Genomic DNA, 12,725 nt, shown 5'->3' on the forward strand with positions numbered 1-12,725 from the left:
GACCAGGCGGCCTCATCCACGTCCGGGGGAGGGCGTGAGGGCGTCGGCGACCTGGCGGGTTACCTGGCGGCCGATGAGGGCCAGGAGCTTGCGCGGGCGGCGCGGCATCAGGTGGGCCAGGCCCAGGTTGCCGCCGCCGGGGACCACGTAGCCGCGGTCGCGGTCGAGCGCGCGCAGAGCCGAGGCGACGACCAGTTCGGGGGCGGCGGGCTTGGCGCCGATGGCCGCCTGCCTGGTGCCGATCTTGTCGAAGAACGGGGTCTCGACCGGCCCCGGCGCGACCGCCAGCACCTTCACGCCGCTGCCGCGCAGCTCGCTCCAGAGCGCGAGGCTGAAGTTGAGCACGAACGTCTTGGACGAGGCGTAGGTCGCGAAGTACGGGGCGACGTTGAAACCGGCCGTGGAGCCCACGTTCACCACGCCGCCGGAGCCGCGGGCGAGCATGCCCGGTAGGAACGCGTGCGTCAGCCCCACCAGCGCGACGACGTTGACCATGAGCTCCTCGTGCTCGCGCTCCGGCGCGATCTGCGCGAAGTGCCCGGCCGTGCCGAAGCCGGCGTTGTTGACGAGCAGCTCGACGGCGATCCCGCGGGCGGCCACCTCCTCGGCGACGCGCGTGGCCGCGTCGGGGGCGGACAGGTCCTGGACGAGCACCTCGGCCCGGACCCCGTGGGCCTGGCGCAGCGCGGCGGCGAGGGTTTCCAGCGCGGGGCCGGACCTGGCGACCAGCACCAGGTCGTGCCCGCGGGCGGCCAGCTGACGCGCGAACTCGGCGCCGATCCCGGAGGAGGCTCCGGTGACAAGTGCGTAAGTCATGAGTTAGAAAGTAGCAGGTTCTAATGGATCTGCAACTTTTCGTCTCAGTTATTGGCTGTACCGTCTCCTTCATGGGAAGACTGCGGGCCGACGCCGAGCGCAGCATGCGCGCGATCATGGCGGCGGCGGAAGACGTGCTCAGCGCCAATCCGGTGGCCACGATGGAGCAGGTCGCCGAGGCGGCGGGCGTGGCCAGGGCCACCGTTCACCGCAGGTTCGCCAGCCGGGAGGCGCTGATCGAGGCCATGGAGGTGGCCGCGTGGCAGGAGATCCAGGAGGCCGTGCACGCCGCCCGCCCGCACACCGCGCCCGCCCAGGTGGCGCTCCACCAGGCCACGGCCAACATCCTGCAGATCAAGCCCGGCTGGCGGTTCACGCTGGCCCGCCAGGTGCCGCTCAGCAAGCGGGCGCAGGCGGTGCAGGCCGAGGTGATGGAGCTGTGCGAGGCGGTGTTCGGCAAGCTGCTGGGCCCGGACGCCGACCTCGTCTGGGCCCGGCAGGTCTATCTCGCGCTGCTGGGGGAGGCCGCGCACGGCTCTCCCCCAGGCTCCGATCCCGACGCGCTGGCCACGAGGGTGATCGACACCCTCATGCACGGCGTTCAGCGCACCGCGTAGGCGCGGATCACCTCCTGCGACAGGGTGTTGCCGTTGACGTCGGAGGCCTTCAGCCGCAGCGAGACGAAGCCGGACGGCGATGCCGCTCCCTGGCGGCCGACCGTCGTCTCGTAGGCCCGGTCTCCCTTGTCACGCAGGCGGGCCGGCTTCCAGGTGGCGCCGTCGTCGTACGACACCTCCAGCGAGACGTCCTTGACCGCGCTCTGCGGCGCGCCCTCCTGGTGGTAGAGCGACAGGCCGAGCCGTTGTGACCTGGCCTGGTTCTTCAGGTCCACGGGCGCGTCGAAGGAGGCCAGCAGCAGCGGGACCACCGTCGTCTCCGTGGTGTGCTCCGAGCCGAACGTCCACACCGCCCGCGTGCGGGTGGACAGCCTGGCCCACTCGGCCTCGTTGGCGACGTCGTACTCGATCCGGTACGTGCCCTGCTCCGGCGGGAGCATCCCCGACCCCGAGGGCAGGTAGTTCGTCTGCAGCAGCAGCTTGTCGCCCTGGTAGAGCCGGAAGTCGGTCTTCAGGCCGTGCTCGAACATGCTGGTGTAGGCGTCGCCGTAGTTGCGGTCGGCGTCCACGAAGCCCTGCATCGAGATGCGCAGCCGGTCGCCGTCCCGGCGCAGCGGGTTGCGCGGGTTGACGCCGGGCAGCACCGGCTGCTTGAACAGCGTCCGGCTGACCCGCTCCCCCACCTCGTAGGGGCGGAACTCCGGCGACGACATCAGGACGCGCGGCGTGTCCGGGTGCGGCCACATGTTGTTGTAGGACCGCTCGGGGCTGCCCGCCGACGTGCTCCACTTCAGCTCGGGGTCGGGGGTGACGTAGTCCGTACGGGTGCGCGGCGTCTTGGCCAGGGGGAGGTTCGTGGAGATGGACGAGGTGTCCCACGGCTCGAAGACGAACCTGGCCTCGTTCATCGTCACGTCGTCGGCCAGCTGGCTGTGGTAGCCGGTCTCGATCCTGGCCAGCGACCTCGTCCTGACCACGTAGGTGAGGGAGTCGCGTACGCGGCCCTTCTCGCGCAGGTAGAGGTCGTAGACGTACGGGCTGGCGACGACGCCCTTGGCCAGGATCGGCACGGGCAGGCGGCGCAGCCGCTCGACCAGCTTCAGCCCCTCCTCGTGCGTCAGGCGCACGGTCGGGACGGCGAGCTTGACCCTGTTACCACCAGTGGTGACGTCGGCCCCCGGCTGGTCGCTGTAGACGGCCACCATCTTCGCCCCGGCGGCCGCGGCGGCGTTGGACTGGGTGGAGACGGGCACGCCGTCGGTGCGGCGGATGACGGCGAGCTTGCCGCGCAGGTCGCGGGCCTTGATCTCCTCGGCGCTGCCCCGGCCCGCGTCCACGGCCATGAGCAGCTTGGTGCCGTCCAGGCGCGGGTACTCGGTGGAGAAGTCGCTGAACTGGACCGGGTCGACGTACTGCGGCTCCAGGTCCAGGCCGGGTGTGGACAGCTCGATCTCGGGGGCCGCCAGCCGCCAGCGGGTGGCGACGGTGAAGACGCCCTTGGTGACCTTCCTGGTGGGCTGGACGAACAGGCGCTCCTCGATCTGCCCGCCGGGCGTGATGGTGGTGCCGCCGCGCAGCGCGGTGCCCTGCTCGCTGGAGCGGTACCACATGAGGGCCCCGGCGGCGCCGGTGTTCCGCTTGGTCTTGTGGTCGGGCGTCTCGATCTTCACCTCGACCGCCTTGCGGGCGTCCAGCACGACCTCGGTGTTCTCCGTGATCTTCATTTCCGGGTCGCCGAGCAGGCTCTCGTTGAGCGGCTTGCCGCCGGCGGTGCTGTCCTGCGTGGCGGGCATGGTGAAGATGTGGCCGAGCACGGAGTAGGTGCCGGGCTTGACCAGCAGGCAGGTGCCGGTGCCGTACTTCTGGTCGGTGCAGGGCTGGGTCGCGTCGCCGGGGAGCAGGCGGCCGACCAGGGTGCCTTCGTCCAGGTTGAGCACGGTGAACCCGCCTCGGCCGGTGCGGCCGTCCCGGGCGATGCCCCGTACGCGGAGCTCGACCCGCTTCTCGTCGACACTGGCGGTCAGCAGAGTGCGGACCGGGCTGCCGCCCGCGACGGCGGCCGTCAGCTCCTGGCGCACCAGCCCGCTCTCGGCGGCCTTGGCCGTGACCGTCACCTCGGCCTTCCCACCGGCGGGCACGGTGAGCTCGGCCGGCTCGACGGTGAACGCGTCGCCGGCCGACAGGTCCAGCTCGGCGGGCGCCTGTCCGAGGTTGTGGTAGCCCACGGTGAGGCTCTTCCGCTCGCCGGTGGTGAGCTTGCCGAAGCTCGCCGAGCCCGTCGAGGCCACGACCGAGCCCTTGAGCGCGGCGGCCACGTCGATGCGGCCCGCGCCCTGCGCGTCCACGGGGATGTCCCCGCCCGGCCTGGCGGTGGTCATGAGCAGCGACTTCAGCTCGTTCGCGGCGATCCCCGGGCGGGCCTGGCGCAGCAGCGCCGCCGCGCCAGCGACGTGCGGGGTGGCCATCGAGGTGCCGGACAGCGTGAGGCTGCCGCCGCCCGCCTTGGCGGCGGTGATGTCCACGCCGGGGGCGGTGACGTCGGGCTTGACGGACAGGTCGGCCACGATCGGGCCCCTGCTGGAGAACGGCGCCAGCGCGTCCTTCTTGTCCACCGCGCCGACGGTCAGCGCCTCGGGGGCGTCGCCGGGGGCGCCCACGCACTGGTCACAGCCGTCGTTGCCGGCGGCGACCACGAACAGGGTGCCGTACTGCCTGCTGAGCTGCGTCACCGCCGCGGTCAGCGGGCCGCCGGGCTCGCGGCTGCCCAGGCTCATGTTGACGACCTCGGCGTGCTTCTCGCCGGCCGCCCACTCCATGCCGTCGATGATCCACGACAGCTGGCCGTAGCCGTCGGCGTCGAGCACGCGGCCGTTGAGCAGCCGCGCGCCGGGCGCGACGCCCTTGCCGACGCCGCCCGCGCCCGTGCCCGCGATGGTGCTGGCGACGTGGGTGCCGTGCCCGTGGGGGTCGCCGGTGACGCTCTGGCCGGTGAAGTCGCGCTGGTCCGCGACCTTGCCCGCGAGGTCGGCGTGCGCGGCGTCCACGCCGGTGTCCAGGACGGCCACGGTCGTGCCGGTGCCGTCGTACCCGGCCGCCCACGCCTCGGGGGCGCCGATCTGCGGCACGCTCTGCTCCAGGTCCGGCTTCACCTTGCGGTCGAGCCAGATCTTCCGCACGCCCGCCAGCGGGCCCGCCGCCCTCAGGCTCGGGGTGGCCAGCTTGGCCAGCTCGGCCCCGAACGCCGCGGCGTCCCGCGTGTCCACCGACACGCCCGCGCCGCCGATGCTCTCCAGCGTGCGGGTCTGCTTGACGGCGGGGACGGCCGACCTCGCGCTGTTGCCCTCGTAGGTGAGGATGAGCGGGATGGCGCCGTCGCCGTAGCCCTGCTCGGCCAGCCCGGTGACGTCGAACAGCGCGGTGTCGAGCCGGTCGGGCACCAGCGCGGCGACGTCGTCGGGGATGACGGTCATGCCGGTGTCGGTCTCCAGCACCTGGAACGTCGGCACCGAGCCGTCCGCCCGCGGCGCGGGGGTGACCGTGACCGCGCGGTGCTCGCCGTCCACGGCCCGCACCTGCACCTGGTCACCGGTGATCAAGGTGATCTCGCCGCCGGCCTGGGCGCTCGTGAACGCCGTCGGCGCTCCGGCCGCTTCGGCGCCCGCGTGGGCGCCGGGTGCCGAGACTAACGATGCGACCATGACCATGGAGACGGCCGCAACCCGCCATCGCCCCATGGACGACCTCCAGAAAATCGGTTAGCACGAATACCGAATTCCTAGCCATCCGGATGGGGCGTTGTCTATGGCATTGGCGTGGCTAGATCCCGACTTGTCGGGAATCCGCCACCGGCGAGCTCAGGTCCTTGCTGAGGTGACCGGCGCGTGCATTGCCGGGCGCGATCAAGTTGCTTAACGTGCTAAAGGCTGATCTTTCGACTTTCCGTGGGGAGCCGCCTGACATGCACGATGACCGAAACCTGGTCGAGGCCCGCCTGCGGCGGGTGCTGGACGAGCGCATCCGCCCGGCCGTCTATCCCGAGTCCGTCCCGCTGGAGGTGGCCGTCTGGCACGCGCCCGGCGAGCCCGTGCCGGTCGCGGAGGGGCTCGCGGCGACGCCCGAGCCGATCGCGCCCGGCACCGCGTGGGGTGCTCCATGGGGCACGAGCTGGTTCACGGTCACCGGCACGGTGCCCGCCGCGTGGGCGGGCAGGACCGTGGAGGCCATCCTCGACCTGGGCTTCAACGAGCACTCGCCGGGCTTCCAGAGCGAGGGCCTGGTCTACCGCCCCGACGGCTCGCCGGTGAAGGGCCTCAACCCGCGCAACCAGTGGGTACGCATCGGCTCCCCCGTCGAAGGCGGCGAGCGGGTGCGCCTGCACATCGAGGCCGCCTCCAACCCGGTCATCCTCGGCCATCCGCCGTTCCAGCCGACGCACCTGGGCGACAAGGAGACGGCCGGCGGCGACCCGCTGTACCGGCTGGCCCGCATGGACCTGGCCGTCTTCGACGAGACCGTGTGGCAGCTCGTGATGGACCTGGAGGTGCTGGGCGAGCTGATGCTGGAGTTGCCCGCCGACGGCACCCGCCGCTGGGAGCTGCTGCGGGCCCTGGACCGCGCGCTGGACGCCGTCGATCTCCAGGACGTCAACGGCACGGCGGCCGCCGCCCGGGCCGAGCTGACCGGCGTGCTGTCGTCACCGGCGGTGCCCTCGGCGCACCGGATCAGCGCCGTCGGCCACGCGCACATCGACTCGGCCTGGCTGTGGCCGCTGCGCGAGACCGTGCGCAAGGTGGCCCGCACCGCCGCGAACATGACCGCGCTCCTGGAGGACGAGCCGGACTTCGTGTTCGCGATGTCGCAGGCACAGCAGTGGGCGTGGATCAAGGAGCACCGCCCCGAGGTGTGGGCGAAGGTGACCAAGGCGGTGGCCGCGGGCCGGTTCGTCCCGGCGGGCGGCATGTGGGTGGAGTCCGACACGAACATGCCCGGCTCCGAGGCGATGGCCCGGCAGTTCGTGCACGGCAAGCGGTTCTTCATCGACGAGTTCGGCGTCGACAACGAGGAGGTGTGGCTGCCGGACACGTTCGGGTTCGCAGCGGGGCTGCCGCAGATCATCAGGGCGGCCGGGTCGAAGCGGCTGCTCACGCAGAAGATCTCGTGGAGCCAGACGAACACGTTCCCGCACCACACGTTCCTGTGGGAGGGCATCGACGGGACGCGGATCTTCACGCACTTCCCGCCGGTGGACACCTACAACTGCTCGATGACCGGCCGCGAGGTGGCGCACGCGGCCCGCAACTTCAAGGACAAGGGCCTCGCGCGGCACTCGCTCGCGCCGACGGGCTGGGGCGACGGGGGCGGCGGCACGACGCGCGAGATGGTCGCCAAGGCGGCCAGGCTGCGCGACCTGGAGGGCTCGCCCGCCGTCACGTGGGAGCCGCCCGCCGACTTCTTCGCCAAGGCCGAGGCCGAGTACCCGAACCCGCCGGTCTGGGTGGGCGAGCTCTACCTGGAGCTGCACCGCGCGACGCTCACCAGCCAGGCCAAGACCAAGCAGGGCAACCGGCGCAGCGAGTCCCTGCTGAGGGAGGCCGAGCTGTGGGCGGCGACCGCGGCGGTGCGCACCGGGGCTTCGTACCCGTACGAGCGGCTCGACCGGATCTGGAAGACGGTGCTGCTGCACCAGTTCCACGACATCCTGCCGGGCTCGTCGATCGCGTGGGTGCACCGGGTGGCGCGCAGGACGTACGAGGCGGTGGCCGCGGAGCTGAACGAGATCATCGACACCGCGCAGCGCGCCCTGGCCGGCGACGGCGATCGTACGGTGGTCTTCAACGGCGCCCCGCACACCCGCCACGGCGTGCCCGCGGGAGGCGCGCGGGTCCTCTCCGGCGGGCGGTGGACGGAGGTGCGCGAGCGCGACGGCGGCGGCTTCGTCCTGGAGAACGACCTGCTCAGGGTGGCGATCGACGCCCGCGGCCTGGTCGTGTCCGCCTACGATCTGACGGCGGGCCGGGAGACCGTCCCGCCCGGCCAGGCGGCGAACCTCCTCCAGCTCCACCCCGACTTCCCCAACAAGTGGGACGCCTGGGACGTGGACGAGTTCTACCGCAACACGGTCACCGACCTGACGGACGCGGACGAGGTGAGCCTCGACGGCGACTCGGTCCGGATCCGGCGCTCGTTCGGGTCGTCCACGGTGACGCAGGTGCTCACGCTGGCCGGCGGGCGGCTGGACATCCTGACCGAGGTCGACTGGCACGAGACGGAGAAGTTCCTCAAGCTGGCGTTCCCGCTGGACGTGCGCGCCGACCGGTACGCCTCCGAGAGCCAGTACGGCCACTCCTACCGCGCCACGCACACCAACACGAGCTGGGAGGCGGCCAAGTTCGAGGCGTGCAACCACCGCTTCGTGCACGTGGAGGAGCCGGGCTGGGGCGTCGCGCTGGTCAACGACTCGACCTACGGCCACGACGTCACCCGGGCCGTGCGCCCGGACTCGGGCACGACCACCACCGTGCGCGTCTCGCTGCTGCGCGCCCCGCGCTTCCCCGACCCGGAGACCGACCAGGGCGTGCACCGGTTCCGGCACGCGCTCGTGCCGGGCGCGACGATCGGCGACGCGGTGCGCGAGGGCCACTTCATCAACCTGCCCGAGCGCCCGGTGACCGGCGCGGCGGCCGAGGTGGAGCCGCTGGTCACGGTGGACGACGACGCCGTGGTGGTGACCGCGGTCAAGCTGGCCGACGACGGGAGCGGCGACGTGATCGTACGCTTCCACGAGTCGAGGGGCGGCCGGGCCCGCGCCACGCTGACGCCGGGCTTCCCGGTCGCCGAGGTCGTGGCCACCGACCTGCTGGAGCGCCCCACGGGCGCGCCGGGGCAGGGGCTGTCGGTGTCGCTGCGCCCGTTCGAGCTGGTCACGCTCCGGCTGAGGCGTGCCTAGTCGCTGAGGAGGGTGCCCAGGCGGGGCGCGTAGGTGGCGTGGAAGACCAGTGAGGCCGCGCCGATCGCGGCGGCGTCGGCCGCGATCGGCGAGGTCTCCACGCGGACCGCGTGCAGCCGCCGGGCCAGCGTCCTGGTCGACACGGCCCGCGCGATCACCTCGCGGTAGAGCTCCCCCACCTCCCTGAGCGCGGGCCCGCCGAGCACGATCAGGTCGATGTCCAGCATGTTCACCACGCTCACGGCAGCGTCGGCCAGCCGGTCCGCCACCCGTTCGATCACCCGCCGCGCCTCGGGCTCCCCCTTGGCGGCGGCCGCGCAGACGGCGGCGTGGGAGGCGCGCCCGCCCATGGCGGCCTCGATGGCGCTCGGGCAGCAGACCGCCTCCACGCAGCCCCGGTTGCCGCAGTAGCATTCGGGCCCGTCGGGCTCGACCGTGATGTGCCCGAACTCGGCCGCGTTCAGCGACCGCCCCCGATACACCTGGTTATCCAGAAATATCCCGCCACCGATGCCCGTCCCCAGGTACAGGTAGGCGAAGCTCGGCGTGGTCCGCGCGATCCCGGCCCACCGCTCCCCGATCGCCGCCGCGGTGGCGTCGTTGTCCACGGTCACCGGGAAGCGCGTGTGCTCGCGCAGCAGCGCCTTGATCGGCACCTGGTCCCATTCGGGCAGCCTGGGCGGCGACACCATCACCCCGTTCGCGTCCAGCGGCCCCGGGCAGGCCAGCCCCACCCCCAGTACCTTGCCGTCCGCCACCCCCGCCTCCCGCAGGATCCGCCGCGCGGCCCTGGCCATCCGCCGGACCACCGCCTCGGGCGCGAGGCCGGGCCGTACGGGCAGGCGCAGCGACTCGACCGGCCGCCCGGCCAGGTCGGCCAGCACGCACGAGATCTCCTTGGGGTCGAAGTGCACCCCGATCGCGTAGCCGGCGTCCGGGGCCACGCGCAGGATCGTCCGCGGCTTGCCCCCGCCCGACGGCACGGACCCGTCCTCGACGACGAGCCCGTCCTCCAGCAGCCTGCGGACGATCACGGACACGGTCTGCGCGGTCAGCCGGGTGCGGGCGGCGATCTGCACCCGGCTGATGCCGTCGGACGCCTGGATCGCCTCCAGGACCACGGCCCGGTTGTAGCTCCCCACCTTGGGCAGGTTCGTGCCCACTCGCATGTGAGCCATGTCACCACAGAGTGTTGACTTAGTAAATCAAAAAGATTTACGTTCTCCGCAAACCCAAGGAAACATGGGGAGCACGTGATGAGACGTACGCTGGCCGGTTCCCTCCTTCTCCTCCTGACAGCCGCCGCCGGATGCGGCGGCGGCACCCCGCAGAACACTTCAGGCGCCAAGGAACTCGAGGTCCTCTACAAGGTCGAGACGACGTGGCCGTATCTGGAGAAGATGCTCGCCACCGCCAAAAAGCAGTACGAGGCCGCCCACCCCGGCGTCACGATCAAGCTCACGCCCGTCCAGGGCAACAACGAGGCGTACTACACGAAGCTGGCGCTGCTCAACCGCTCCCCCGACTCGGCTCCCGACCTCTACTACCACGACACGTTCCAGGTCAACGCGGACGTCGCGGCCGGCAAGCTGGCCCCGCTCGACGACTACCTGGCCAAGTGGCCCGACTGGGGCACCCAGTTCCCCGACTCGGTCAAGCAGGCCGCCAAGGGCGGCGACGGCAAGATCTACGGCGTGCCCATCAGCACGGACACGCGCGGCCTCTGGTACCAGAAGGACGTCTTCGCCAAGGCCGGCCTGCCGGTGCCGTGGGAGCCGAAGACCTGGAACGACGTGCTCACCGCGGCCCGCACGATCAAGCAGAAGCTGCCCGGCGTCATCCCGTTCAGCATGTACGCGACGAAGATCCACGGCGAGGCGGCGACCATGCAGGGCTTCGAGATGCTCCTGTACGGCACCCCCGGCGGCACCCTGTACGACGACGCGCAGAAGAAGTGGGTGGCCGGCGGCAAGAACTTCACCGACGCCCTGACCTTCGTCAACACCGTTTTCCGGGAGGAGCTCGGCCCGAAGCAGGCCGACGCCCACAACCCCAAGCTCGGCGACAAGGTGACCATGGAGTGGTTCCCCGCCGCCAAGCTCGGCATCTCCCTCGACGGGGCGTGGGCCGGCTCGGCCTGGCGGCCGACCGGCACCAAGCCGTGGCCCGAGTGGACGCAGAAGATCGGCTGGACGCCCATGCCGACGCAGAACGGCGAATCGCCCGGCGCGGTCAGCATGTCGGGCGGCTGGGTCATGGCGATGAGCGCGTACACCAAGCACAAGCAGGAGGCGTTCGACTTCATCACGACGGCCACGAACAAGGAGAACTCGATGGCCTACTCGGTCGGCACCGGTGACCTGACCGCCCGCAAGGACGTGGCCGCCGACCCGAAGTACAGCGCCGACAACCCGGCCGTCAAGTTCTGGACCGACCTGGCCTCCGTCACCCACTACCGGCCCGCGTACGAGGTGTACCCGAAGGTCTCGGCCCAGGTCCAGGAGGCCATGGAGGCGGTCGTGACCGGCTCGCAGAGCCCTGAGGAGGCCACCGCAAGCTACGCCAAGGCGCTCCCGGCCGCGGTCGGCGGCCCCGACAAGGTCCTCGCGCGATGACGATCGTGACCGCCCCGCCCCCGCCCGTGACGAGCCGCCCGGTACGCGGCTCGGCACGGCGGGGCGCCCTGCGCTGGCTCCTCCCCCTGGGCCCCGCCCTGGTCCTGCTCGCGCTCTTCCTGGCGGGGCCGATCCTGTGGAGCCTCTACATAGCCTTCACCAACGAGACGCTGACGGGCTCGGCCTCGGTTCACTCGCAGTTCGTGGGCCTGGCCAATTTCGTCAAGCTCTTCGGCGACCCGAACTTCCTGAACTCGTTCCTCCTGACGTTCGTCTTCGTCATCGGCTCGGCGGTCATCGGCCAGAACACGCTGGGCCTGATCATCGCCCTCCTCCAGCGCGGCCGCGGCCGCGTGACCCGCAGCGTCGTCAACGGCGTGGTGATCGCCGCCTGGGTGGTGCCGGAGGTCGTGGCCGCGGCCTGCTGGTACTCGTTCCTGGCCGAGGAGGGCACGCTCAACCGGGTCCTGGGCATCTCCCAGGAGTGGCTCTACACGGCTCCCATGCTGGCGGTGATCCTGGCCAACATCTGGCGCGGCACCGCCTTCTCCATGCTCGTCTACTCGGCCGCCCTCTCGGAGGTGCCCGCCGACCTGGTGGAGGCCGCTGCCGTGGACGGCGCCGGCCCCGGCCGCCGGCTCCTGCACATCACGCTGCCGCTGATCCGCCGCTCCATCATGGCCAACCTCATGCTGATCACGCTGCAGACCCTGGCCAGCTTCGGCCTCATCTACGCCCTGACGGGCGGCGGGCCGGGCACGGCCAGCCAGACGACGCCGCTGTACATGTACGAGCAGGCGTTCCGCTACTTCGAGATCGGCTACGGCTCGGCGATCGCGCTGGTCATGCTGGTCATCGGCGCGCTGTTCTCCCTGGTCTACCTGCGCCTGATCAAGGTGGAGGACGCATGACGAGGCTCGCCGCCCGCGCCGCCGCCCTGCTGTCCCTGGCGCTCATCACCCTGGCCTTCCTGGGCCCGTTCCTGTGGATCGTGGTCGCCTCCTTCCAGCCCGGGGCGAGCCTGACCGCCCAGCCGACGCCCACGTTCTCGCTGGAGAACTTCAAGGCCGTCCTGACCTGGGACACGATCATCCTGCCGCTGATCAACTCGATCGTCATCTCGGGCTCGACGGCGGTGCTGACGGTCCTGGTGGCGGGCCTGGCCGCGTACCCGCTGTCGCGCTACCAGCTCCGCTACCGCCGCCACTTCATGCTGACCCTGCTGTTCACCACGGGCCTGCCTGTGACGGCGATCCTCGTGCCGGTCTACGCGATGTTCTTCCGCTTCAACCTGTACGGCTCCGTGCCGGCCATGGTGCTCTTCCTGACGGCGAGCGCGCTGCCGTTCTCGATCTGGATGATGAAGAACTTCATGGACGGGGTGCCGGTGAACCTGGAGGAGGCCGCCTGGGTGGACGGCGCCGGCTGGTTCCGCTCGCTGACGGCGGTGGTGGGCCCGCTGATGGCCCCGGGGATCGCCGTGGTGGCCATCTTCGTCTTCGTCGGCCAGTGGGGGAACTTCTTCGCCCCCTTCGTCCTGCTGGACACCCCGGAGAAGCAGCCGGCGGCGGTCACGATCTTCACGTTCTTCTCGCAGTACGGGCAGGTGGCCTACGGACAGCTCGCCGCCTTCTCGATTCTCTACACGGCGCCGGCCGTGGTCCTTTACGTGGCCGTCAACAAATACCTCGCCAGCTCCTTCAGCTTCGCCGGTTCGGTGAAGGGCTGACG

Annotated in this window: 8 protein-coding genes; 5 read left to right on the forward strand and 3 right to left on the reverse strand. The window is 71.3% G+C overall.

Features of this window, described 5'->3' with window-relative positions; all coding sequences use genetic code 11:
- Positions 1 to 12 precede the first annotated feature (12 nt).
- Positions 13 to 816: an SDR family oxidoreductase gene (locus tag ABZS69_RS24300; RefSeq protein WP_355376485.1), complete on the reverse strand. Its 804-nt coding sequence runs from the start codon at positions 814 to 816 to the stop codon at positions 13 to 15.
- 71 nt (positions 817 to 887) lie between these two features.
- Between ABZS69_RS24300 and ABZS69_RS24305 the strand changes: the two genes are divergently transcribed.
- Complete coding sequence (locus tag ABZS69_RS24305; RefSeq protein WP_355376487.1) at positions 888 to 1,433, forward strand: helix-turn-helix domain-containing protein; 546 nt, start codon at positions 888 to 890, stop codon at positions 1,431 to 1,433.
- On the opposite strand, the gene ABZS69_RS24310 is transcribed toward ABZS69_RS24305, so the two are convergent.
- Complete coding sequence (locus ABZS69_RS24310) at positions 1,418 to 5,131, reverse strand: S8 family serine peptidase (protein ID WP_355376489.1); 3,714 nt, start codon at positions 5,129 to 5,131, stop codon at positions 1,418 to 1,420. The two genes, ABZS69_RS24305 and ABZS69_RS24310, sit on opposite strands and share 16 nt — an antisense overlap.
- Positions 5,132 to 5,391: 260 nt before the next feature.
- Here ABZS69_RS24310 and ABZS69_RS24315 point away from each other — a divergent pair, with 260 nt between their 5' ends.
- The gene (locus tag ABZS69_RS24315; RefSeq protein ID WP_355376490.1) at positions 5,392 to 8,379 is read left to right on the forward strand and encodes a glycoside hydrolase family 38 C-terminal domain-containing protein; all 2,988 of its coding nucleotides are present in this window, start codon (positions 5,392 to 5,394) and stop codon (positions 8,377 to 8,379) included.
- Here ABZS69_RS24315 and ABZS69_RS24320 read toward each other — a convergent pair.
- A complete protein-coding gene (locus tag ABZS69_RS24320; RefSeq protein WP_355376491.1) occupies positions 8,376 to 9,548 on the reverse strand; it encodes an ROK family transcriptional regulator in 1,173 nt (390 codons plus the stop codon). The genes ABZS69_RS24315 and ABZS69_RS24320 overlap by 4 nt on opposite strands.
- 87 nt (positions 9,549 to 9,635) lie before the next feature.
- Here ABZS69_RS24320 and ABZS69_RS24325 point away from each other — a divergent pair, with 87 nt between their 5' ends.
- The 3 genes from ABZS69_RS24325 to ABZS69_RS24335 are packed head-to-tail and all read left to right on the forward strand — an operon-like array spanning position 9,636 to position 12,723.
- Complete coding sequence (locus tag ABZS69_RS24325) at positions 9,636 to 10,994, forward strand: extracellular solute-binding protein (RefSeq protein WP_355376493.1); 1,359 nt, start codon at positions 9,636 to 9,638, stop codon at positions 10,992 to 10,994.
- Entirely contained in the window at positions 10,991 to 11,905 is a 915-nt protein-coding gene (locus ABZS69_RS24330) for a sugar ABC transporter permease (RefSeq protein WP_355376495.1), read from the forward strand. The genes ABZS69_RS24325 and ABZS69_RS24330 overlap by 4 nt, the downstream gene beginning before the upstream one ends.
- The gene (locus ABZS69_RS24335) at positions 11,902 to 12,723 is read left to right on the forward strand and encodes a carbohydrate ABC transporter permease (RefSeq protein WP_355376497.1); all 822 of its coding nucleotides are present in this window, start codon (positions 11,902 to 11,904) and stop codon (positions 12,721 to 12,723) included. Before ABZS69_RS24330 ends, ABZS69_RS24335 begins: the two co-directional genes overlap by 4 nt.
- The last annotated feature ends 2 nt before the right edge of the window (positions 12,724 to 12,725 follow it).

The sequence above is a fragment of the Nonomuraea sp. NPDC005650 genome (assembly GCF_040605375.1).
In the GTDB taxonomy this organism is placed as follows: domain Bacteria; phylum Actinomycetota; class Actinomycetes; order Streptosporangiales; family Streptosporangiaceae; genus Nonomuraea.